This window comes from Streptomyces sp. NEAU-174 (assembly GCF_052665095.1).
Genome location: NZ_JBQTCE010000007.1, coordinates 220,623 through 240,988 on the forward strand (window position 1 = coordinate 220,623; position 20,366 = coordinate 240,988).

The following is a 20,366-nucleotide window of genomic DNA, read 5'->3' on the forward strand; positions in this document are numbered from 1 at the left end:
GGCGCATGCGACTGTGTCTTGAGAATGAGATTACGTCTCATATTTAAGACATCTTGAGGGAGCACGTCTGATGACCGATCCGACAAACGCGCAGGTGCTGGCGCGGAAACTCGATGCCGCCGCGGGCGCGTTCGAGCGGTGGAGCCGCCTCCGGCCGGCCGGCCGCGCCCCGTTTCTCGAGGCCATCGCGTCCGCGCTCGAGGAGGCCGCGCCGAAGCTCGTGGCCATCGCGGACGAGGAGACGTCCCTCGGGGAGACCCGGCTGCGCAACGAGATGGTCCGTACGGTGTTCCAGCTGCGGCTCTTCGCCGAGACGGTGACGCGGGGCGAATACCTCGGGGCGACGATCGACCGCGCCGACCCCGCGTGGCCGATGGGCCCGCGGCCCGATCTGCGCCGGGTGCTCGAACCGCTCGGCCCGGTCCTCGTCTTCTCCGCGAGCAACTTCCCGTTCGCGTTCAGCGTGGCGGGCGGGGACACCGCCTCGGCGCTCGCGGCGGGCTGCCCGGTCGTGGTCAAGGCCCACTCCGGCCACCCCAGGCTCTCGGCCGCCACGGCGGAGGTGGTGCACCAGGCGCTACGGTCCGCCGGCGCGCCCGAGGGGCTCTTCGACGTGGTCTTCGGTACGGAGGCGGGCCGGGCCGCGATCGTGGATCCGCGGGTGAAGGCGGGCGCGTTCACCGGATCGACCGAGGCGGGCCGTGCGCTCTTCGACCTCGCGAGCGGCCGTCCGGAGCCCATCCCGTTCTTCGGTGAACTCGGCAGCGTCAACCCGGTGTTCGTGACGGAGGCCGCCGCCGAGCGGCGGGGCGCCGCGATCGTCTCGGAGTTCGTCGGGTCGTTCACCCTCGGCGCCGGGCAGTTCTGCACCAAGCCCGGCATCCTGCTGGTCCCGGCCTCGGCCAAGCTGGTGGACGAGTTGCCCGGCGCGGTCCCGGACACGCCGCTGACGTTGCTCAACGAGCGCATCCGGACCTCCTACGCGAGTACGCTGCGGACGTTGCGCGACACGGCCGGGGTGCGCGTCCTGGTGAGTGGCGACCACGACGGCGCCGATCCGTCGCCGACGGTGCTGTGCACGACCTCGGCCGAACTGCTCCGCGACCCGGAGGCGCTGATCCGGGAGGTGTTCGGGCCGACCGCGCTGGTGGTCGAGTACACGGACGAGAGCGAGCTGCTCGAGGTGGCCAAGGCCTTCGACGGCCAGCTCACCGCGTCCATCCAGGGCGAGGACGACGACACCGTCGCCGCGGAGCTGATCAGGCTGCTGGCCGCCAAGGCCGGGCGTGTGCTGTGGAACCAGTGGCCCACGGGTGTGTCGGTCACCTACGCCCAGCAGCACGGCGGCCCCTACCCGGCCACCACGGCACCGGCCACGACCTCGGTGGGGACCGAGGCCATCCACCGGTTCCTGCGGCCGGTCGCGTATCAGGGCGTGCCGCAGCACCTGCTGCCGCCCGCACTGCGCGACACGAACCCGCTGAGCATTCCCCAGCGGGTCTCCTGACACCGGCGCGGAGGGCCCGCCTCGCCCGGCGGGCCCTCTCCCGTTCCCGGGACTCTCACGGCGTACGGCCGCTCACGGCATCCGCACGTGATGCCGCGCGATGGCGTCGCTCGCCTTCAGCCCCAGCAGTTGCAGACTGCGCGAGTACTCCTCGCGCAGGATCGTGACGGCGCGCTCCACACCCCGCTCACCACCGGCCATCAGGCCGTACAGATACGCACGGCCGATCATGACCGCGTCCGCCCCGAGCGCCCGCGCCGCGAGGATGTCCTGGCCATGGGTGACGCCGCTGTCGAGGATCACCGTGGCGTCGGGGCCGAGCTCCTCGCGTATTTCGGGCAGCACCGTGAGGGTGGCCGGGGTGCGGTCGAGCTGCCGTCCGCCGTGGTTGGACACGACCACTCCGTCCGCGCCCGTCTCGACGGCGCGGCGCGCGTCGCGCGGGCTGAGGACCCCCTTGACCAGCAGCCGGTGCGGCCAGTTGGCGCGCAGCCACGCCAGATGGTCGTAGTTCAGCCTCGGTTCGAAGACCACGTCGGCCACCTTTACGGCGTCGATCACATCCGTCTCGCCGGTCATGCTGCGCAGCGACGCGAACGCGATCGGGGCCGTGGTCAGCTTGTTGAGCACCCAGGACGGGTAGCGGGCCATGCCGAACAGCGTGCGCAGGGTGAGCGACGGCGGGATGGTGAGGCCGTTGCGCATGTCCTTGGGGTGGCGGCCCGCCACGGGTGTGTCCACGGTGAGGACCACGGTGGTGAATCCGGCCGCGAGCGCGCGGTCGAGGAGTTCCGCGTTGAGGCGCTCGTCGCGGGTCAGATAGAGCTGGAACCAGTGCTCGCCGCCGGGAGCCGCCGCGGCGACGTCCTCGACGGTCGAGGTGCCCACGGTGGACAGCGTGTACGGCAGGCCGTGGCGGGCGGCCACGCGCGCGACCGCGGCCTCGCCCTCGTGGTGCATCATCCGGGTGTAGCCGGTCGGCGCGAAGATCAGCGGCATCGCGATCTCCCGGTCGAACACCTTCGTGGACAGGTCCGGATGGTCGACCGGCGACAGATACTCCGGCACGAGCTCGACCGCCGCGAAGGCCGCCCTGTTCCGCCGCGCGGTCAGCTCCGCGTCGGCCGCGCCGTCCACGTAGTCGAACACCGCGCGCGGTGTCGTACGCACCGCCACCTTACGGAGATCGCGGATGCTCAGCGCGGCCCCGAGCCGCCGCTCGACCGGGTTGAGGGTCGGCCGGCGCACGTGCAGAACCTCGCGGAGCTCGGACCACCGGGGTCGCTGCCGCGCCACGCGAGGCCGCTTCGGGGCGGCGGACGGCACTGGGGGCTGGGAGACGGTCACGGTCTTGCCTCTCGATGTACGGGTGTCAATGGCCGTTCGACCAGTGACGAGATATTGGACACTGTCCGAGAAATCGGAGTCTGACGCTCGACTTCGGCGTGCGTCAAGCCTTGACGCAGCACTCCCCCATGGGCACCATCTGGTTTGCATATAAGACAGCGTCTTAGATTTCAGACGGCGCAAGCCGAAAAGGAAAGGTGCCATGCAATTCGGTCTGGCAGGTAAAACCGCTCTCATCTGCGCATCCACGTCCGGCCTCGGCCGGGCGACCGCCCGGGCCCTGGCGGAGGAAGGGGTCAATGTCGTGGTCACCGGCCGGTCGGCCGAGCGCGCCAAGGAGGTGGCGGGCGAGCTCCCGGGCGCCGTCGGCGTGGGCTGTGACCTGGTCGCGGACGGCGGCGCCGAGCGGCTCCTCGCGGCCGCCCGCGAGGCCGTCGGCGACCTCGACATCCTCGTACTGAACGGGCCGGGCCCCGCGCCCGGACCGGCCCGCGCCACCGACACCGCCGGGGTCGCACAGGCCGTCGCCACGCTGGTCACCCCCCAGGAGATCCTGGTGCGGGGCACCCTGCCGGCCATGGTCGAGAAGGGCTGGGGCCGCATCCTGAGCATCAGCTCGACGAGTGTGCAGGCGCCGCTGCCGAACCTCTCGCTGTCCAACCTCGGGCGGGCGGCGCTCGCCGGATACCTCAAGACCCTCGCCGCCGAGGTGGCCGCACAGGGCGTGACGGTCAACTCCCTGCTGCCCGGACGCATCGCCACCCCGCGCGCCCGGCAGATCGACGAGGCCGCCGCCCAGCGCACCGGCCGGCCGCTGGACGAGATCGAGGCCGCGTCCAAGGCCACGATCCCGGCCGGGCGCTACGGCGAACCCGATGAGTTCGGCGCCGCCGCCGCGTTTCTGTGCAGCACCCAGGCCGCGTACATCACGGGCACCGCCCTCCGGTGTGACGGCGGCCTGGTGCCAACTCTCTGACCCCATCAGAGGGTTCACCCGACTCCCCAAGACGAGAGCAGCGCACCCGCATGAGCCATATCCCCGTCACCGACGCGGCGCCCGACGCCAGAGCCGAAGGACATCACCAGGCATCCCAGGCGGCCATCCGCAGAACGGCGCTGGCCGGAATGATCGGCACCACGATCGAGTGGTACGACTTCTACATCTACGGCCTCGCCGCGGCGCTGGTCTTCGGCACGGAGTTCTTCCCCGACTTCTCCCCGACGGCCGGCACCCTGGCCGCGTTCGGCACCTTCGCGGTCGGCTTCGTCGCCCGACCGCTCGGCGGAGTCATCTTCGGTCACTTCGGGGACCGCGTGGGGCGCAAGAACGCCCTCATGCTCACGCTGTTCCTGATGGGCGCGGCGACCGTCGTCGTCGGCCTGCTGCCGGGCTACCAGACCATCGGCCTCTGGGCGCCCGTCCTGCTGGTCACGCTGCGCTTCCTCCAGGGCTTCGCCGTCGGCGGCGAGTGGGGCGGCGCGGTGACGATGGTCGTGGAGTCCTCGCCACGCGACCGGCGGGGGTTCTACGGGAGTCTGCCGCAGATGGGGGTGCCGCTGGGTCTTGTGCTGTCGTCGACCGTGTTCGCGGCGGTCTCCACGCTGCCCGACGACGACCTCCTCGCCTGGGGCTGGCGCATCCCGTTCCTGCTCAGCGTCGTGCTGATCGCGGTCGGTCTCTTCCTCCGCTCGCGCATCACCGAGACCCAGACGTTCGCCCAGGTTAAGGCGTCGGGGCAGGCGCGCAAGATGCCGGCCACGGAGGCGTTCCGCCACCACTGGAAGGCGATCGCCCTCACGGTCGGCATGTATATCTCGGCCGGTGTCCCCTTCTACATCGTCTCGGTCTTCGTGCTGTCCTACGGCTCCTCCCAGCTCGAGCTGTCGCGGGGTGTGCTGCTGACCGGGATGCTCATCGCGGCGGTGGCCGAGGGGCTGGCGGTGCCCTGTTTCGGCGCGCTGTCGGACCGCTGGGGCCGGCGCCCCGTGTTCGTAGGCGCCGCTGGATTCGCGGCCGTGCTCGCCTTCCCGTTCTTCTGGCTGCTGGCCACCGGGCAGACCGGGCTCACCTGGCTGGCCATGCTGCTCGCGCTCGCCGTGGCACACGCGGGGATGTACGCGCCCACGGCGGCGATGTACGCGGAGCTGTTCCCCGCGGACGTCCGCTACACGGGTACCTCGATCGGCTACCAACTCGGCGGTGTGGTGGCGGGGTTCGTGCCGCTCGTGGCGGGCGCCCTGGTCAGCGCGGCCGACGGCGCCTCCTGGCCGATCGCCGCCATCTGGGCGGGCGCGGCACTCGTCGGGCTGGTGTGCGCGCTCGTCGTCCACGAGTCCCGGGGATGTGATCTGACGCCCGATCACGCCCCCACTCGCACCGAATCCTTCCCGACCCGTTGATCCATGGCCGCCGCCCGGCCCTCGGGCGGCGGCCGTCCCGACCGGAGGTGAAGCTCCATGACCGCGAAGACCGCGAAGACCGCGAAGACCGCGAACAAGGTCCACGTCCTGAGCTGCGGAGCGATGAGCTGCGATCTGACGTGGCTGCTGCTCAAGGCGGGCCGTACGATGCGCACGCGCACCGAGCACCAGCGGCCCCCGGAGTGGTACTCCTGCACCACCCACTGCGTCCTGGTGGAGACCCCCGAGGGGACGCTGCTGTGGGACACCAGCTGCCCCCGCGACTGGGAGACCCGCTGGGCCCCGACCGGCCTCCAGGAGTACTTCCCCTACGACCAGGTGAGCGACGAGGAGTACCTCGACGCGCGGCTCGGCCAGCTCGGTGTCCAGCCGCGGGACATCGACTATCTGGTCCTGTCCCATCTGCACTTCGACCACGCCGGGAACATCGGCATGTTCACCGGCACCGGCGCGCGGCTGGTGTGCCACGAGAGGGAGAAGGAGTTCGCCTTCGGCTTCGAGGGCGCCTTCAACGGTGCCCACCTCAAGACGGACTACGCGGCGGCCGACTTCGACACCGTCAGCGGCGACACCGAGATCCTGCCCGGTGTCACCCTCATCGAGGCCCCCGGGCACACCCCCGGCACCATGTCGATGAAGGTGGACCTGCCGGAGACCGGGACGATGCTGTTCACCTCGGACGCCGTCTACATGGGTGACTCCTACGGCCCGCCGGCCACCCCCGCCGCCATCGTCAACGACCTGACCGCCTGGTACGCCTCGGTGGAGAAGATCCGCGGCATCGCCGAGCGGTCGGACGCCACCGTCGTCTTCGGCCACGACGCCGAGCAGCTGCGCTCGATGCGGCTCGCCCCCGATGGCTTCTACGCTTGATCGTCCGGACCCGGGCGGCGCTCCGAGCCCGGCTCGCCGCGCCGCCGGGACCTACCCCGATCCCCAGGAGGGACGCGTATGAGCAGCACCGTTCCGGCCCGCCCCGAGTCCGTTTTCACCTACGGCGCCCCGGCGCTGAAGTTCGGGCCGGGAGCATCCGACGAGATCGGCTTCGACCTCTCCCAGCACGGGGCCCGCCGGGTCCTCGTGATCACCGACGCCGGGGTGGCCGCCACCGGCGCGCCACACCGCATCGCCGAACGGATGACCGCGTTCGGCGTCGAGGCCCATGTCTTCGACGGCGCGCATGTGGAACCCACCGACGTCAGCCTGCGGGAGGCGGTCGACCACGCGCGGGCGTCGGGCCCTTGGGACGCCTTCGTCGCGGTGGGCGGCGGCTCCAGCATCGACACCGCCAAGGCCGTCAACCTGCTCAGCACCAACCCCGGCACGCTGATGGACTACATCAACGCGCCCGTGGGCCGGGCGCTGGCGCCCGAGAACCCGCTCAAACCGCTGGTCGCGGTCCCCACCACCACCGGAACCGGCTCGGAGTCCACCACCATCTGCGTGCTCGACGTGCTGGAGCTGAGGGTGAAGACCGGCATCAGCCACGCCCGGCTGCGGCCCACGCTCGCGGTCATCGACCCGGACCTGACCTTCACCCTGCCCGCCGGGGTGACCGCCGCCAGCGGCATGGACATCCTGTGCCACGCGCTGGAGAGCTACACGGCCCGGCCATACGACACCTACCCGCGCAAACACCCCGAGCAGCGGGTGCCGTACTGCGGCGCCAATCCCATCTCCGACGCGTGGTCGGAACGGGCGCTGCACCTGCTCGCGCGGTCCTTCCGTACCGCGGTCCGCGACGGGGACGATCCCGAGGCGCGCTCGGACATGGCCCTGGCGGCCACCTTCGCCGGCCTCGGGTTCGGCAACGCGGGCGTACACATCCCGCACGCCAACGCCTACCCGATCGCCGGGCGGGTGAAGGACTTCCACCCCGCCGGCTACCCCGCGGACGAGCCGATGGTGCCGCACGGGATGGCCGTCTCGCTCACCGCGCCGGAGGCGTTCCGCTTCACCTTCAGCGCTCAGCCCGAACGCCATCTGCGGGCGGCGGAGCTCCTCGCCCCGGGGATGGCACGCCCCGCCGACGCGGCCGAGTATCTGCCCACCGCGATCCAGCGGTTGATGCGCGACATCGGGATGCCCGACGGCATCGGCGGTGTCGGCTACGACAAGGGCGACATCCCCGCACTGGTGGACGGCGCCATGAAGCAGCAGCGGCTGCTGGCCACCGCCCCGCGCGAGGTCACCGAGGACGACCTCGCCGGGATCTTCGACCGCTCGCTGTCGCTCTGGTGAGGAGGACCGATGGCCATCTATGAACTCGCCTGCGAGACCGGGCACCGCTTCGAGGTGATCCAGTCGTTCACGGCCCCGCTGCCGAGCTGCCCGGAGTGCGGGACCGCGACCCGCAAGATTCCCAGCAGCTTCGCCCTCGGCGGCACCGCCGCCGTGCCACCGCCGCCGGAGCGGATGCCACAGACCTGGAAGGGGACCTACCGGGGCGACCGCGACTACGTCACCGCCATGCGGCGCACCGCCGAGTCCCGGCAGAAGCTGGAGGAGAGGTACCCCGAACTCGCGGGCGACCGGCGGCCGGTCGTCGCCCACGAGGGCAGATACGAGGCGGCTCCGCTGCGCGCCGGGGACGCGCTGCCCGCGCCGTCCGAGGGAGCGGGACACGGCCACGCACACGGACACGGGCACGGCCACGCGCACGGACACGGCCACGCGCACGGGCACTCACACCAACAGGGCGGCTCTCACACATAAGGGCTACGGGGCGGCCGGTTGCCAGCCCAGCGCCGGGGCGAGCCTGGTGGCGATGTCGGTGAGGATCTGGACGTAGTCCTCGTGGTCGAAGGTGAAGGGCAGCGCGAACGCCACCTCCTCGACCTCCCGGAACGCGGCGTGCGAGGTGAGGCGTTCGGCGATGTCCCCGGAGGTGCCGACGAGATCGGGCGCGAACATCATGCGCGCCGGCCCCTGGGGCGTGGCGGTACGCGGCAGCCGCTGCTGGGCGTACCGCTCGTACTTCGCGCGCTGCTCGGGTGAGGCGGTGTCGGTGGGGATGACGACGAGCCCCTGGGAGACGCGGGCGCGGTCGCCGTCGGGGTGGTGGGCGCGGAAGGTCCGGATGTGCGAGAGCTGGATCTCGGCGAAGTCCTCGGACTCCTCCGCCTTCACCACACTGCTGGTGAGCAGGTTCATTCCGTGCTCACCGGCCCACTGGGCCGACCGCAGGCTGCCCCCGCCGTACCACATGCGGCGGCCGAGCCCCGGGGCGTGCGGCTGGACGCGGTCGGAGAACACCTCGAAGCCCTCGACACCGCTGAAGTCGGTGACCGGTTCGCCGCGTACGCAGTCCAGCAGCCGTCGCACCCGCTCGTGGCTGAAGTCCTCGGCGTCGGCGGTGTCGGGGTGGAGCGCGCCCTTGACCTGGTCGTAGTGGTGCGGCGGACCGGCACTGACCCCCGGGTTGAGACGGCCCCCGGACAGGATGTCGACCGTCGCCAGGTCCTCGGCCAGCCGCAGCGGATTCTCCCACCCCATGGGGATGACGGCCGTGCCCAGTTCGATGCGGCTGGTGCGCTGCGAGACCGCCGCCAGAACGGCCACCGGAGAGGAGATGCCGTATTGCAGATGGCGGTGGCGCACCCAGGCGCTGTCGAAACCCAGCCGCTCACCCAGTTCGATGATCTCGAGTGTCGACTCATGGCCCCGGCGGGGGTCGGCCGCGTCGAACAGCCCGATGGTCAAGAAGCCCAGCTTGCGCAGGGGTTTCGAGGTCAGCGGCACAGGATTCCTCCAGCGTCCGCGGCGTACTCCGCCGCACACCATTGCCGTTCCATTGTCGCGGAGCGATTCACCTGGACGGGGCGGCCTGGGCGGCCGGGATGGCTTGGGCGGACGGCGCGGTGGCGGCGCGGTGGGCGAGTTCCTGGCGTACGAGGGGGATCAGCCGGCGGCCGTAGTCGATGGCGTCGTCGAGCGGGTCGTAGCCACGGATGAGGAGGGTGGTGGCGCCGATGTCCACATAGTCCAGCAGCGCCCGGGCGACCGTCTCGGGGGTGCCGACGAGGGCGGTGGTGTTGCCGCCCGCGCCGGTCGCGGTGGCGGTGGGGGTCCACAGCGCCCGGTCGTGGCGGTCGGCCTTGGCGGCGGCCGCGAGGAGCCGCTGGGACCCGGCGTTCTGGGGTGCGTGCTCACCGTTCCGCTGATGGAAGAACGGGCGTCCGCCCCCGGCCCTGATGGTGTCCAGGACGCGGTGGGCCCGTTCCCAGGCCAGCTCCTCGGTGGCCGCCAGGATCGGGCGGAAGGACACGCTGATCCCGGGCGCCTCGGCACGTCCGGCGGCCGTCGCGGCGGCCCGTACGGAGGCGATCTGCTCGGCGGTCTCCGCGAGCGGTTCGCCCCACAGCGCGAAGGTGTCGGCGTGCTTGCCGCCCACCCGGTAGGCGGCCTCGGACGACCCGCCGAAGTACAGCGGGATACCGGTGGCCCGGTACGGCAGGACCTGGGAGGAGTAGTCCTCGAACCGGTAGTGGCGGCCCTCGTGGCTGAACGGCTCGTCGGAGGACCAGGCGCGCCGCAGGATGCCCAGATACTCGTCGGTTCGCTCGTAACGCTCCTCCTTGTCCAGGAAGTCGCCGTCCTTGCGCTGCTCCGCGCCGTTGCCACCGGTGATGGTGTGCACGGCCACGCGCCCGCCGGTGAACTGGTCGAGGGTGGCGAAGCTCCGTGCGGCGAGGGTGGGGGCGACGAAACCGGGGCGGTGGGCGATGAGCAGACCGATCCGCTCGGTGCGCGCCGCCACATGCGCGGCCACCTGGGTCCCGTCGGGCCGACGGGAGCTGTAGCCGATGAGGATCCGGTCGAAGCCCGCGTCCTCGTGGGCGCGGGCGAAGCGGGTGGTGTATTCCGGGTCGATCGCCGGACCGGTGGCGGGCCGGGTCTCGGAGACCTCCTGGGTCTCGATCATGCCGATGAACTCGACCGACGACGCGGGTGTTGGGGCGGAAGCGGGCATGGGTCAATTGCCTTTCGGGGCAGGCGAGTTGTACGCGAAAGGAACGGAACGCAACGTCCCGGGGGAGAGAGGAATTCCGGGCCGGTCCGGCGGCAGGAGGTGGTCAGCTACAGGTGCCGGGCCTCCGGGGGCGGTGCGACCGCCCGGTCAGCGACAGAGGGCGCTGGAGGTGCGCAGAAAGTCCACGTAGCGGCAGAGCACGCCCGGGTGCGTCGAATGCATACCCCAATGGTCGTGACCACAGGACCCGCTGTCAATGGACACCTTTTGGTGTCTCATCCGTACGACGAGTCAGCCGCCGGAGGGCTGGAGGTCCCCATGGACCTCGCGGGCCACTCGGGTCCCGCTTTCGATGGCGCCGTCGATGAACCCGGCCCAGATGTTCGCGTAGTCGCTGCTGGCGAAGTGCAGGACTCCGGTGTTCTCCTGCTGGGCGCGGTGATAGCGGGTGAGTTGATGGGGCTGCTGGATCAGCCAGGTCTCCTGGGAGTAGGGGTCGGCCATCCAGTCGTGGCCGCCGACCTCGAGCACCTCGAGATCATCGCGCCACACCTTCAGTGCCGCGTCGATGGCCCGCGGGTCGTTGACGTCGATCCGGGTCGCGTCCGGGCCGAAGGCGACCAGCACGGCGTCGTCCTCCCCGATGAACTCGGTGCGTACGACGGCGAGGGGGTGGGCCTGGGAGGAGTAGGCGAAGAAGGGCTTGATGGGGCCGCGGACCCGGATCCACGCCTTGGCGCCACGGGAGGCGGTCTTCTCCAGGCTGGGGCGGAGCTTGCCGTCCGGCAGCGCGGGGGTGATGTCGAGCTGGTGCAGGACGTTCTGCGGCACGGTGATCACCACACGCCGGGCGGTGACGGTGTGTCCGTCGCCGTAGGTGATCTCGGCGCCATGGGCGTCGTGGGTGAGGGAACGGACCGGTGCGGACAGGCGGATGTCGGCTTCCGCGTCGGCGGCGATGGCCGCCGTCAGGCTCCGGGTGCCGCCGGTGAGCCGGAAGATCGCGGATGCCTCGTGCATGAGGTGCCAGGACCCGGCGGTGGCGGCGGTCCAGCGCAGGGCGCTGGTATAGGCGCACTGGTCGAGCGGGGCGTTGAAGTGCCCGACCCACGCGGCCTCGTTGGCGTTCCGCTCGTCGACGGAAAGCTCGAGGTCGTCGAGCATCTCCTGGAGGTTGAACTGGTCGACGTCGGCCAGCCGGGGGACGGTCAGCGGCGCGTTCGGGCGGGGGATCCACTTCATGGTGTCTTCCAGCAGCCGGGTCATGCCCGGGTCGATGAGCCGCATGAAGTCGTCCAGGGTCCCGCGGCGCACCTGGTCCCCGGCAAGCCAGTAGGTCTCCTCCGAGCGGGGGCCGCGAGTGATCTCCAGGCCATAGCGGGTGATCTCCGCCCAGACGTGCGGCTGGACCCAGTGCACCCAGGTGCCGCCCATCTCCAGGTCCCGCCCCAGCCGGTGATCGGTCCAGGTCCGGCCGCCGATCCGGTCGCGGGCCTCGAGAACGACGACCTTCGCTCCCCTCCGGCCGAGTTCGCGAGCGGTGATCAGGCCGGCGACTCCGGCTCCGATGACGACGACGTCCGCCTGCCCGGGCACGTGGGTCCTCCATTCGTAGAGCTCCGACTCCGAGGCGCGTCCACAAAGTGAACGTGACGTTCATATCAGCGCGTACGGTTAGTGGGCCGCATCCGCCACCCCGCTGTCAAGGCCCCGTAGAGAGCTCGCTCGGCCGTGGCTCCCGGCTCCTCGCCGTGACGGCGTTCACTGCCTGAACAGGCCGACGGTACGGTGGAGGGAAAGGTCGCGCGCGGAGCGACTCCGCACGGCGATCGGCACGACGAAAGGGCCCCATGAGCGACGCGTCCGGACCGGCGGACATGACCAACAAGTCCCTGACCAAGGGCGTCCGGCTGCTCCGCGAGCTGGCGGCCCAGCCCCGGTCCGGAGCCACCGTCACCACCCTCGCCAAGGCGGCGGGGATCTCCCGGCCCACCGCCTTCCGCCTGCTGTACAGCCTCGAACAGAGCGGGCTCGTCGACCGCGTCGACAACAACTACATCCTGGGCTGGGAGCTGGCCCGGCTCGGCCGCTACGCGGACCCACACGCGGGCCTCGCCGCCCGCGCCCAGCCCCTGTTGCAGGAGCTGGCGGACCGGTTCAACGAGTCGGTGACCCTGTCGGTGCCGGACCTCAGGGGCGGGGTCGAGCTGATCGCCGAGGCCGCGGGCTCGCACGTGGTCGGCATCGTGCGGCGGAACATGGTCGGCGAGCACTACCCCCTGCACGCCAGCTCCACCGGCAAGGTCCTGCTCGCCGACATGCCCGTGGAGCAGGTGCTCGCGCTCCTGCCGGAGCGGCTGGAGCCCTACGCCTCGCGCACCATCACCGATCGCGCGACCCTGCTCAAGGATCTGGAGCAGGTCCGCGAGCAGGGCTACGGCGTCATCGACAACGAACTCGAGGAAGAGCTGCTGTCCCTGGCGCGCCCGATCCGCGACTCGTCCGGGACCCTGGTGGCGATCCTGGCCCTCGACGGGCCCCGGTACCGGTTCGGCCGGGACCGGATCCCCGAGGCCCTCCAGGAGATGCGGTCCATCGTCGACCGCCTGACCGAGGCGTTCTGGCAGGACTCGCCGTCCGCCTGAGCGCTCCGCCGGCGGTATCGCGATGCGTCGTCGGCCGACTGCGGCGCCGTCGTGGCCGGTCGCGCCCGCGCGGCGGAGCGGCATATCGACACAGCCCCGCGCCCCTTCGGGGCGCCGCCCGAACCGTACCTGTTGACACCGGCCCCCGCGAGACTTCAGCATGCTCAATATGAACGCCGCGTTCGGATACTGAACGCCAGAGCAACTCCACTCTCCTCATCTCAGGTGCTCTGCGGACCTCTCACCGCAGGAAGGCCCCGCCTCTCGCCCTGGAGCGCAGCATGAGCAGTCAGCCGCTGAAGTTCTTCGCCTTCGACGTCGCCGCTCCCGCCCATCTGACCGCGGGTTCCTGGCGCGACCCGGAGGACGAGGGCCGGCGCTACACCGACGTGGACTACTGGACCGCTACGGCTCGGATGCTGGAGGACGCCTGCTTCGACGGCATCTTCTTCGCCGACACCGTCGGATATCACGATGTTTACGGCGGGTCCCCCGACGCCGCGATGCGCGACGCCGCCCAGTTCCCGATCAACGACCCGGCCCTGATCGTCCCGGCGATGGCCGCGGTCACCCGCCACCTGGGCTTCGGCGTCACCGCGTCCCTGACGTACGAACAGCCGTACGCACTGGCCCGCAAGTTCAGCACGCTGGACCATCTGACGGCCGGCCGGGTCGGCTGGAACATCGTCACCTCCTACAGCGAATCGGCCGCGCGCAACCTCGGGCTCGGTACGCAGATCCCGCACGACAAGCGCTATGACATGGCGGACGAGTACCTGGAGGTCTGCTACAAGCTGTGGGAGAGCTCCTGGCAGGACGACGCGGTCATCCGCGACGCGGAGGCCGGTGCCTATCTCGATCCGCGGCGCATCCACCCCATCGGCCACAAGGGCACCTACTTCGAGGTCCCCGGCGTCCATCTGTGCCAGCCGTCACCGCAGCGGACACCCATGCTCTTCCAGGCCGGTGCCTCCTCGCGCGGCCTGCTCTTCGCCGCGCGGAACGCCGAGGCGGTCTTCGTGAACACGATGACGCCCGGGCTCACCCGGCACGGCGTCGACCGGATCCGGGCCGCGGTCGCGCGGGCCGGCCGCGATCCCAGGAGCGTGAAGGTCCTCGCGCTGATCACCGTGATCGTCGCGCCCACCGACGCACAGGCGCGGGAGAAGTACGAGCGCCACCTCGCGCACGTGAGCTACGAGGGCGCGCTGGCCCGGTTCGCGGGCTGGACCGGGATCGACCTGAGCACGCTCGACCCGGACATGCCGCTCCAGTACGCGGACGTGGACGGCTCGCGCTCCCTCGTGGAGATGTTCTCGAAGGCCGACCCCACCCGGACCTGGACCGCCCGGCAGATCGCGGAGTTCATCGGCATCGGCGGCACCGGCGCGGTCATCGTCGGCTCCCCGCGGACGGTCGCGGCCGAACTGCGCACCTGGCGGGACGAGGCGGACCTCGACGGATTCAACCTCAGCTACGCGACCAAGCCCGGCGGCTGGGAGGACTTCATCGAGCTGGCGCTCCCGGAGCTGCGGCGGCAGGGCCTGGCCCGCGACGCCTACGACGAGCGGGCCACCACCCTCCGCGAGAGCTTCTACGGCGCGGGCCGGCGCCGCACCCTGCCCGACCACCCGGCCTCCGGGCTCCGCGCCGCGCGGCACGAGGGCGCCCAACTGCCGGGCGCCGTAGGCGCATTGGCCTGACCCTTGGACGCATCGGCCCGGGCTCTCGGCGCATCGGCCCGGTCCGTCGGCGTACGGCAGCCGTTCTCATCCGTTCCACCGCATCGAAGGGAGCATCACCATGACCACCGCTACGCCCGCCACCCCCGGCCTCCGGATCGACCAGCTGGACTTCCGGCACGTCATGTCCCACCTGCCCACCGGTGTGGTGGCGGTGACCGGCGTGGACCCCACCTCGGCGCGGCCCGCCGGCCTGATCGTCGGCTCCTTCGCATCGCTTTCCCTCGAGCCTCCGCTGGTCGCCTTCAGCATCGCCCGCACCTCCGGCAGCTGGCCCAAGGTCCGCCGCGGCGGCCGGTTCAGCGCCAGCGTCCTCGCCGAGGGGCAGGACGCGGTGTGCCGGTCGCTGTCCCGTAAGAGCGGCGACAAGTTCGCCGATGTGCCCTGGCACCCCTCCCCCGACGGTGCCCCGCGCGTCAACGGCGCCGTCGCCTGGATCGACTGCGAACCGGAGCAGGAGCTCGACGGCGGCGACCACCTGATCGTCATCGCCCGCGTCCTGCGCATGTCCACCGGCCCCGGCGAGCCCCTGGTCTTCCACAAGGGCAGGCTCGGCGGCTACCGGGACACGGTCGTCGCCTGAGGCGCCTGGGGTGCGGCGCGTACGATCGAGCACTCTCGGTAATGTCGCGACAGGAGGCTTGAACGGGCATGGCGGAGCAGCGAGTTGTCATCGTGACGGGTGGGGGCACGGGCATCGGGGCGGCCAGCGCCCGTCTCTTGCGCGAGGCGGGCCACCACGTGGTCATATCCGGGCGGCGGCCCGAACCACTGCGGCGCATCGCGGAGGAGACCGGGGCGCTGGCCCATCCGTCCGACGTCGGCGACCCCGAGGCCGCCACCGGTCTCGTCCAGGCGGCGCTGGACTCCTACGGCCGGCTCGACGGGCTCGTGCTCAACGCGGGCATCGGGCGCAGCGGGGCCGTGGGGGACCTGTCGCTCCAGGACTGGGACGAGGTGATGCGCACCAACGTCACCGGCCCCATGCTGCTCCTGCGCGCGGCCATCCCCCAACTGCTCCGGACGCGCGGCGCGGTGGTCGCGGTCGCCTCGGTGGCCGCCCTGCGCAATGGCACCGGCAACGCCGCCTACGCGACGTCCAAGGCGGCGCTGCTGCAACTCTGCCGCTCCCTGGCCGTGGACTACGGGCGCCAGGGGCTGCGGGCCAACATCGTGTGCCCGAGCTGGGTGCACACCGAGATGGCAGACCGCCGCATGGCGCGTTTCGCCACGGAAGCGGGGCTGGCGGGCGGCGGCGTGGAGGCCGCCTACGAGGAGGCGACCCGGCTCCTGCCCATGGGCCGCCCGGGCGACCCGCGCGAGGTCGCGGAAGCGATCAGCTGGTTGCTCTCCCCCGCCGCGTCCTATGTCAACGGCGCGACGCTCACCGTCGACGGTGGCACGACGGCCCTGGACCCCGGCACCCTCGCCTTCGACTTCCGCGTCCAGCCACGCGGTGAAGCAGAGCGGTGACGGTCCGGCCGCCGGCCGACCGGGGGTGACGAGCCGGGCGGAGCGCTCGCCGTGCCGATCACCTGCGCGCCGCGGGTCTTGAGGCGGACACGCGCGCCCGGTGGCCTCCTGCCCGTCGACCGGGTCCTGAGGACCCCAGGCTACGCCACGACGAAAAAAATCGACGTGGTGTAGATTTTTGAGCGGAGAGGCCGAAACCTATGCGCGGCGCGGCTGCCGCGGCCAAGGGATGTGAACGGATATGAAGACCTTTCTGATCACCGGTGTGAGCAGTGGGCTCGGCCGGGCGTTCGCCGAGGGAGCGCTCGACGCGGGGCACACGGTGGTCGGCACCGTGCGCCGGGAAGCCGACCGGGGGCCGTTCGAGGCCCTGGCGCCGGGACGGGCCCACGCCCGTCGGCTGGATGTCACCGACGACGCGGCCGTGCGGGCCGTGGTCGACGAGGCGGAGGCGACCGTCGGTCCTCTCGATGTGGCCATCGCCAACGCCGGGTACGGCCTGGAGGGGATCTTCGAGGAGACACCGCTGTCGGCGGTCCGGGCGCAGTTCGAGACCAATGTGTTCGGGGCCGCGGCGACGCTTCAGGCCGTCCTCCCCCATATGCGCAAGCGCCGCGCGGGCCATCTGATGGCCGTGACCTCCATGGGCGGCCTGATGGCCGTGCCCGGGATGTCGGCCTACTGCGGCAGCAAGTTCGCACTGGAGGGCATGCTGGAGAGCATCCGTAAGGAGGTCACCGCGTTCGGCATCCATGTCACGGCCGTCGAACCCGGCTCGTTCCGTACGGACTGGGCCGGCCGGTCGATGACCCGCGCGGAACGCACCATCGCCGACTACGACGCGCTGTTCACGCCGATCCGCGACGCCCGGATAGCGGCCAGCGGCAACCAGCTCGGCGACCCGCGGAAGGCCGCCGAGGCGCTGCTGCACATCCTCGACGTCCCCGAGCCCCCCGCCCACCTGCTGCTGGGCTCTGACGCGCTGCGCCTGGTCGCGACGGCCCGGCAGGCGGTGGACGACGACATCCGCGGCTGGGAGCAGCTGTCGCGGACGACGGACTTCCCCGACGGGGCGCAGATCGCCGGCGCGTGAACCCACTGCCGGACACGTCCTGAGTCCTTGTCCGGCGGAAGTACAGTGCTCGCAGGAGCCGATCAGGGGAGATCACCGTGGGAAGGCGCAGTGCCGCCCCGAGAAAGGGAGACCTGCGCGAGCAGGCCCTCCTGGACGCCGCCGAGGCGCTGCTCGAGCACACCGGCCTCGAGGAGCTCACGGTCGAGGCGATCGCCAAAGGCGCCGGGATCTCACGCGGTTCCCTCTACTTCTACTTCGGCAACAAGCACGAGGTCCTCGCCGCCCTCGTCGAGCGCACCCTGCGCACCATCCGCGCCGAGGCCGACAGCACCGCGCAGGACGCGACGTCCCCACCCGGCGAAGTGATGGAACGGGCCGTCAAGGGCGTGGAGCGGGTCTGGCGGGAGCACGGCACCGTCATGCGGGCGGCCGTGGACTACTCCGCGCTGCACCCGGTGATCGGAACCGCCTGGAACGACACGGTCGAGGCCTTCGCCCGCACCATGACCCAGGTGCTGACACGGGCGGGGATCCCCGACGAGAGCGGCCCCGAGGGAGCCGCCGCGCTGGCCAACGCGCTGTGCTGGCTGACGGAACGGACCTTCTACCGCGCCGCCTGCTCCCCCGGGAAGGACTATCCCGCCGCGACCGCGACCACCGTCGCCATCTGGCGTCGAGTCATGGGCAGTTGACGCGACCGTGCACCCGGAGTGGCCGACGTCACCCCGCGCCCGGGCCGCCGTGACCAGCGGCGGCGCCAGAAGAACCGAACACGAACCAGAATTCGTGAATCCATTGGTTTGAGCTCCGTGGCCCTGGCTAGAAGAGTGAGTGACCAAGGTGCTTCGGAAGGCAGGCACACCTGGCGGGAGGCGCGCACCGCGCGCTGTGAGCCCCAGATGTGCCGTGTCGGGCCTCCCGCTCTGCTGGACAGCGAACCGAGCAGGGAGAGAAGAGGACCTTGATGAGCGCCACCAGTGCGGGCGCCCGCCGCCGCCACGACGACACTCCTGACACCGCGGCCGACTTCGAGCGGCTGGCCGCGATGCCCAAGGGCCCGGAGCGGGAGGCCCTGGCCGAGAAGCTGGTCGAGGCATGGCTGCCGATGGCCCACCGCCTCGCCCGCCGCTACCGCAACCGCGGGGAGAATCTGGAGGACCTGGAACAGGTCGCCGCCCTGGGCCTGGTCAAGGCCGTCGACCGTTACGACCCCCAGCGTGGAGGCGCCTTCCAGCCCTACGCCATCCCCACGATCGTCGGGGAACTCAAGCGGTACTTCCGCGACTGCGCCTGGGAACTCCACGTCCCCCGGCGGGTGCAGGAGCTGCGCAACCGGGTCCGCGCCACCATTCAGGACCTCGCCGCGACCGAGGGCACCGACGGCTCCCCCACCGTGGCCCAGGTCGCCCGGGCCGCCGAGATGAGCGAAGAGGACGTCCTCACCGGGATGGAGGCCATCGACAGCTTCCGGTCCCTGTCCCTGGACGCCGAACTCGCCGGCGCGGACGACGGCTACTCCCTGGCCGACACCCTCGGCCGGCCCGAGACCCGCTACGACACCGTCATCGCCCGGGAGTCGGTCAAGCCGTGCCTGAACCGACTCCCCGAGCGGGAACAGCACATCCTGTATCTGCGGTTCTTCCATGACATGACCCAGGCCGGCATCGCCGAGGAGCTGGGCATCTCCCAGATGCACGTCTCCCGCCTCATCTCCCGCAGCTGCGCCCGGATCCGCAACCAGGTCGAGGCCGAGCCCCCGTCCGACCGGATCCCGGTCCACGCGTAGCAACCCCCGCCCCCGTCCGGAGAAGAAGGAGCCTGCCATGCTCATGGCCCACCCCGCCGTGCTGACCGACCTCATCCAGCAGTACGAGACCCTCCACACCCTGCACGCCGAGAACGGCAGCCCCGAGGCGCGGCAGCGGCTCGCCGACGTCTCGTACACGCTGTGCGTGGTCACCGGCACCCGGGACATCGACGCCGCCCTGATCGCCGCCCGCCACCAGCTCCCCGGCGCCCTCCCCGAGGACGACTCCCTCGTCCCCAGCGCCTGAGGCGGGAGACCCGCGCGCCCTGGACACCGTCGGCCATCGGTGTCCGGGGCCCGCGGCACGCCCATCGACCGTCACGGAGCGGCCGTCCGTAGCGCTCCTCGGTGGAGCGGTCTCAGTCCGCCAGGGCCCTGCGGTAGACCGCGGGATCGACGTTGCCGCCCGACGCCACGAGCGCCACGACCTTGCCCCGGGCGTCCACCTTCCCGGACAGCAGGGCCGCCAGGGCCGCGGCGCCGCCCGGCTCGATCACGATCTTGAGGAGGCGGTGGGCCGTGGCCATGGCGGCCAGGGCCTCCTCGTCGGTGGCGGTCAGGCCGGTGACGTCGTGGTGGCGGAGGACGGCCAGCGGGCGGGCACCGGCCGCCGGGCCGGAGATGGCGTCCATGAGGCCGCCCGGCGGATGGGGGTTGGCGCATACTCGGCCGGTGGCGAGGGACCGGGCCATCTTGTCGAAGCCCGCCGGTTCGACGATGTGTTTCGCGAGGCCGGGAAGCGCGTCGTCGAGCGCGGTGAACACACCGGCGGCCAGCCCGCCGCCACTACAGTTCACCAGGACCGTGTCCGGGGCCAGGCCCAGCTCGCGCGCCTGCTCGGCGATCTCCAGGCCGACGGTGCCCTGCCCGGCCATGACGCGGGGGTCGTCGAAGGGCGGGATCAGGGTCATCCCGCGCTCCTCGATGATCTTCCGGGCGACCTCTTCCCGGTCCTCGGTCCGCGCGTCGTACAGGACCGTCTCGGCGCCCCACCAGCGGCAGTTGTCGACCTTGATACGGGGGGCGGTGCTCGGCATGACGATGACCGCGGGGCACCCGGCGAGCCGCGCCGCGGCGGCCACGCCCTGCCCGTGGTTGCCCGCGGAGTAGGCCACGATCCCGGCGCGGCGCGCGTCCTCGTCCAGGGCGAGCAGCGCGTTGAGCGCCCCGCGCACCTTGAACGAGCCGGTCAGCTGGAGACATTCGGCCTTGACCAGGACGCGGGCGCCCGCGAGGTCGTCCAGCATCGGGGAGTTGAGCAGCGGCGTGCGGACCACATGGCCGGTCAGGCGCCGTGCGGCCTCGTCGATGGCGTCGATGCCGAAGCCGGGCACGGCGGCGTCCACGGCGGCGTGGTTATGTGATTCGGACACAAGC

The 20,366-nt window shown here is 71.5% G+C and carries 19 protein-coding genes; 14 read left to right on the forward strand and 5 right to left on the reverse strand.

The features are described 5' to 3' along the window. Positions 1-70: 70 nt before the first annotated feature. The gene (locus ACT2CW_RS21685) at positions 71-1,507 is read left to right on the forward strand and encodes an aldehyde dehydrogenase (NADP(+)) (protein ID WP_445517884.1); all 1,437 of its coding nucleotides are present in this window, start codon (positions 71-73) and stop codon (positions 1,505-1,507) included. 72 nt (positions 1,508-1,579) lie between these two features. On the opposite strand, the gene ACT2CW_RS21690 is transcribed toward ACT2CW_RS21685, so the two are convergent. Continuing rightward, positions 1,580-2,755, reverse strand: coding sequence for an alpha-hydroxy acid oxidase (locus ACT2CW_RS21690; RefSeq protein ID WP_445517885.1), 1,176 nt, complete (start codon positions 2,753-2,755; stop codon positions 1,580-1,582). Between the two features lie 301 nt (positions 2,756-3,056). On the opposite strand from ACT2CW_RS21690, the gene ACT2CW_RS21695 reads away from it, so the two are divergent. The 5 genes from ACT2CW_RS21695 (at position 3,057) to ACT2CW_RS21715 (ending at position 7,990) form a co-directional block, all read left to right on the forward strand. Then, complete coding sequence (locus tag ACT2CW_RS21695; protein ID WP_182467543.1) at positions 3,057-3,830, forward strand: SDR family oxidoreductase; 774 nt, start codon at positions 3,057-3,059, stop codon at positions 3,828-3,830. A gap of 50 nt (positions 3,831-3,880) precedes the next feature. Further along, complete coding sequence (locus ACT2CW_RS21700; protein WP_445517886.1) at positions 3,881-5,254, forward strand: MFS transporter; 1,374 nt, start codon at positions 3,881-3,883, stop codon at positions 5,252-5,254. Positions 5,255-5,311: 57 nt separating this feature from the next. Continuing rightward, the gene (locus ACT2CW_RS21705) at positions 5,312-6,148 is read left to right on the forward strand and encodes an N-acyl homoserine lactonase family protein (protein ID WP_445517887.1); all 837 of its coding nucleotides are present in this window, start codon (positions 5,312-5,314) and stop codon (positions 6,146-6,148) included. 78 nt (positions 6,149-6,226) lie between these two features. After that, positions 6,227-7,516, forward strand: a complete 1,290-nt coding sequence (locus tag ACT2CW_RS21710; RefSeq protein ID WP_445517888.1) for a hydroxyacid-oxoacid transhydrogenase — start codon at positions 6,227-6,229, stop codon at positions 7,514-7,516. 9 nt (positions 7,517-7,525) lie between these two features. Then, positions 7,526-7,990, forward strand: a complete 465-nt coding sequence (locus tag ACT2CW_RS21715; RefSeq protein ID WP_445517889.1) for an FmdB family zinc ribbon protein — start codon at positions 7,526-7,528, stop codon at positions 7,988-7,990. A 3-nt stretch (positions 7,991-7,993) separates the two neighbouring features. Here ACT2CW_RS21715 and ACT2CW_RS21720 read toward each other — a convergent pair whose 3' ends face one another. The 3 genes from ACT2CW_RS21720 to ACT2CW_RS21730 form a co-directional block, all read right to left on the reverse strand. Beyond that, positions 7,994-9,016 (reverse strand): LLM class flavin-dependent oxidoreductase, encoded by a 1,023-nt coding sequence (locus tag ACT2CW_RS21720; RefSeq protein WP_164423952.1) that lies wholly within the window; start codon positions 9,014-9,016, stop codon positions 7,994-7,996. A 67-nt stretch (positions 9,017-9,083) separates the two neighbouring features. Then, positions 9,084-10,247 (reverse strand): LLM class flavin-dependent oxidoreductase, encoded by a 1,164-nt coding sequence (locus ACT2CW_RS21725; RefSeq protein WP_445517890.1) that lies wholly within the window; start codon positions 10,245-10,247, stop codon positions 9,084-9,086. Positions 10,248-10,538: 291 nt separating this feature from the next. Beyond that, entirely contained in the window at positions 10,539-11,843 is a 1,305-nt protein-coding gene (locus tag ACT2CW_RS21730) for a flavin monoamine oxidase family protein (RefSeq protein ID WP_445517891.1), read from the reverse strand. A 254-nt stretch (positions 11,844-12,097) separates the two neighbouring features. Between ACT2CW_RS21730 and ACT2CW_RS21735 the strand changes: the two genes are divergently transcribed. The 8 genes from ACT2CW_RS21735 (at position 12,098) to ACT2CW_RS21770 (ending at position 19,236) form a co-directional block, all read left to right on the forward strand. Further along, positions 12,098-12,892 (forward strand): IclR family transcriptional regulator, encoded by a 795-nt coding sequence (locus ACT2CW_RS21735; RefSeq protein ID WP_182467549.1) that lies wholly within the window; start codon positions 12,098-12,100, stop codon positions 12,890-12,892. Between the two features lie 281 nt (positions 12,893-13,173). Next, positions 13,174-14,595 (forward strand): LLM class flavin-dependent oxidoreductase, encoded by a 1,422-nt coding sequence (locus tag ACT2CW_RS21740; protein ID WP_445517892.1) that lies wholly within the window; start codon positions 13,174-13,176, stop codon positions 14,593-14,595. A gap of 100 nt (positions 14,596-14,695) precedes the next feature. After that, positions 14,696-15,217 carry a flavin reductase family protein gene (locus tag ACT2CW_RS21745; RefSeq protein WP_445517893.1) on the forward strand — a complete coding sequence of 174 codons (522 nt, stop codon included), beginning with the start codon at positions 14,696-14,698 and terminating at the stop codon, positions 15,215-15,217. Between the two features lie 68 nt (positions 15,218-15,285). Further along, entirely contained in the window at positions 15,286-16,107 is an 822-nt protein-coding gene (locus ACT2CW_RS21750) for an SDR family NAD(P)-dependent oxidoreductase (RefSeq protein WP_445517894.1), read from the forward strand. 241 nt (positions 16,108-16,348) lie between these two features. Next, positions 16,349-17,200: an oxidoreductase gene (locus ACT2CW_RS21755; protein ID WP_445517895.1), complete on the forward strand. Its 852-nt coding sequence runs from the start codon at positions 16,349-16,351 to the stop codon at positions 17,198-17,200. Between the two features lie 77 nt (positions 17,201-17,277). Then, complete coding sequence (locus ACT2CW_RS21760; RefSeq protein ID WP_164423936.1) at positions 17,278-17,874, forward strand: TetR/AcrR family transcriptional regulator; 597 nt, start codon at positions 17,278-17,280, stop codon at positions 17,872-17,874. 272 nt (positions 17,875-18,146) lie between these two features. Beyond that, entirely contained in the window at positions 18,147-18,968 is an 822-nt protein-coding gene (locus ACT2CW_RS21765) for a SigB/SigF/SigG family RNA polymerase sigma factor (protein WP_445517896.1), read from the forward strand. 37 nt (positions 18,969-19,005) lie between these two features. Beyond that, a complete protein-coding gene (locus ACT2CW_RS21770) occupies positions 19,006-19,236 on the forward strand; it encodes a DUF5133 domain-containing protein (protein WP_164423932.1) in 231 nt (76 codons plus the stop codon). A 112-nt stretch (positions 19,237-19,348) separates the two neighbouring features. On the opposite strand, the gene ACT2CW_RS21775 is transcribed toward ACT2CW_RS21770, so the two are convergent. Further along, the gene (locus ACT2CW_RS21775) at positions 19,349-20,362 is read right to left on the reverse strand and encodes a threonine ammonia-lyase (protein WP_445517897.1); all 1,014 of its coding nucleotides are present in this window, start codon (positions 20,360-20,362) and stop codon (positions 19,349-19,351) included. Positions 20,363-20,366 lie beyond the last annotated feature (4 nt).

Excerpts from the sequence above, each read along its gene's own strand:
- ACT2CW_RS21685 (WP_445517884.1), top strand. The coding sequence starts at position 71 with ATGACCGATCCGACAAACGCGCAGGTGCTGGCGCGGAAACTCGATGCC.
- ACT2CW_RS21695 (WP_182467543.1), top strand. The coding sequence starts at position 3,057 with ATGCAATTCGGTCTGGCAGGTAAAACCGCTCTCATCTGCGCATCCACG.
- ACT2CW_RS21700 (WP_445517886.1), top strand. The coding sequence starts at position 3,881 with ATGAGCCATATCCCCGTCACCGACGCGGCGCCCGACGCCAGAGCCGAA.
- ACT2CW_RS21705 (WP_445517887.1), top strand. The coding sequence starts at position 5,312 with ATGACCGCGAAGACCGCGAAGACCGCGAAGACCGCGAACAAGGTCCAC.
- ACT2CW_RS21710 (WP_445517888.1), top strand. The coding sequence starts at position 6,227 with ATGAGCAGCACCGTTCCGGCCCGCCCCGAGTCCGTTTTCACCTACGGC.
- ACT2CW_RS21715 (WP_445517889.1), top strand. The coding sequence starts at position 7,526 with ATGGCCATCTATGAACTCGCCTGCGAGACCGGGCACCGCTTCGAGGTG.
- ACT2CW_RS21725 (WP_445517890.1), bottom strand. The coding sequence starts at position 10,247 with ATGCCCGCTTCCGCCCCAACACCCGCGTCGTCGGTCGAGTTCATCGGC.
- ACT2CW_RS21735 (WP_182467549.1), top strand. The coding sequence starts at position 12,098 with ATGAGCGACGCGTCCGGACCGGCGGACATGACCAACAAGTCCCTGACC.
- ACT2CW_RS21740 (WP_445517892.1), top strand. The coding sequence starts at position 13,174 with ATGAGCAGTCAGCCGCTGAAGTTCTTCGCCTTCGACGTCGCCGCTCCC.
- ACT2CW_RS21745 (WP_445517893.1), top strand. The coding sequence starts at position 14,696 with ATGACCACCGCTACGCCCGCCACCCCCGGCCTCCGGATCGACCAGCTG.
- ACT2CW_RS21750 (WP_445517894.1), top strand. The coding sequence starts at position 15,286 with ATGGCGGAGCAGCGAGTTGTCATCGTGACGGGTGGGGGCACGGGCATC.
- ACT2CW_RS21755 (WP_445517895.1), top strand. The coding sequence starts at position 16,349 with ATGAAGACCTTTCTGATCACCGGTGTGAGCAGTGGGCTCGGCCGGGCG.
- ACT2CW_RS21765 (WP_445517896.1), top strand. The coding sequence starts at position 18,147 with ATGAGCGCCACCAGTGCGGGCGCCCGCCGCCGCCACGACGACACTCCT.
- ACT2CW_RS21770 (WP_164423932.1), top strand. The coding sequence starts at position 19,006 with ATGCTCATGGCCCACCCCGCCGTGCTGACCGACCTCATCCAGCAGTAC.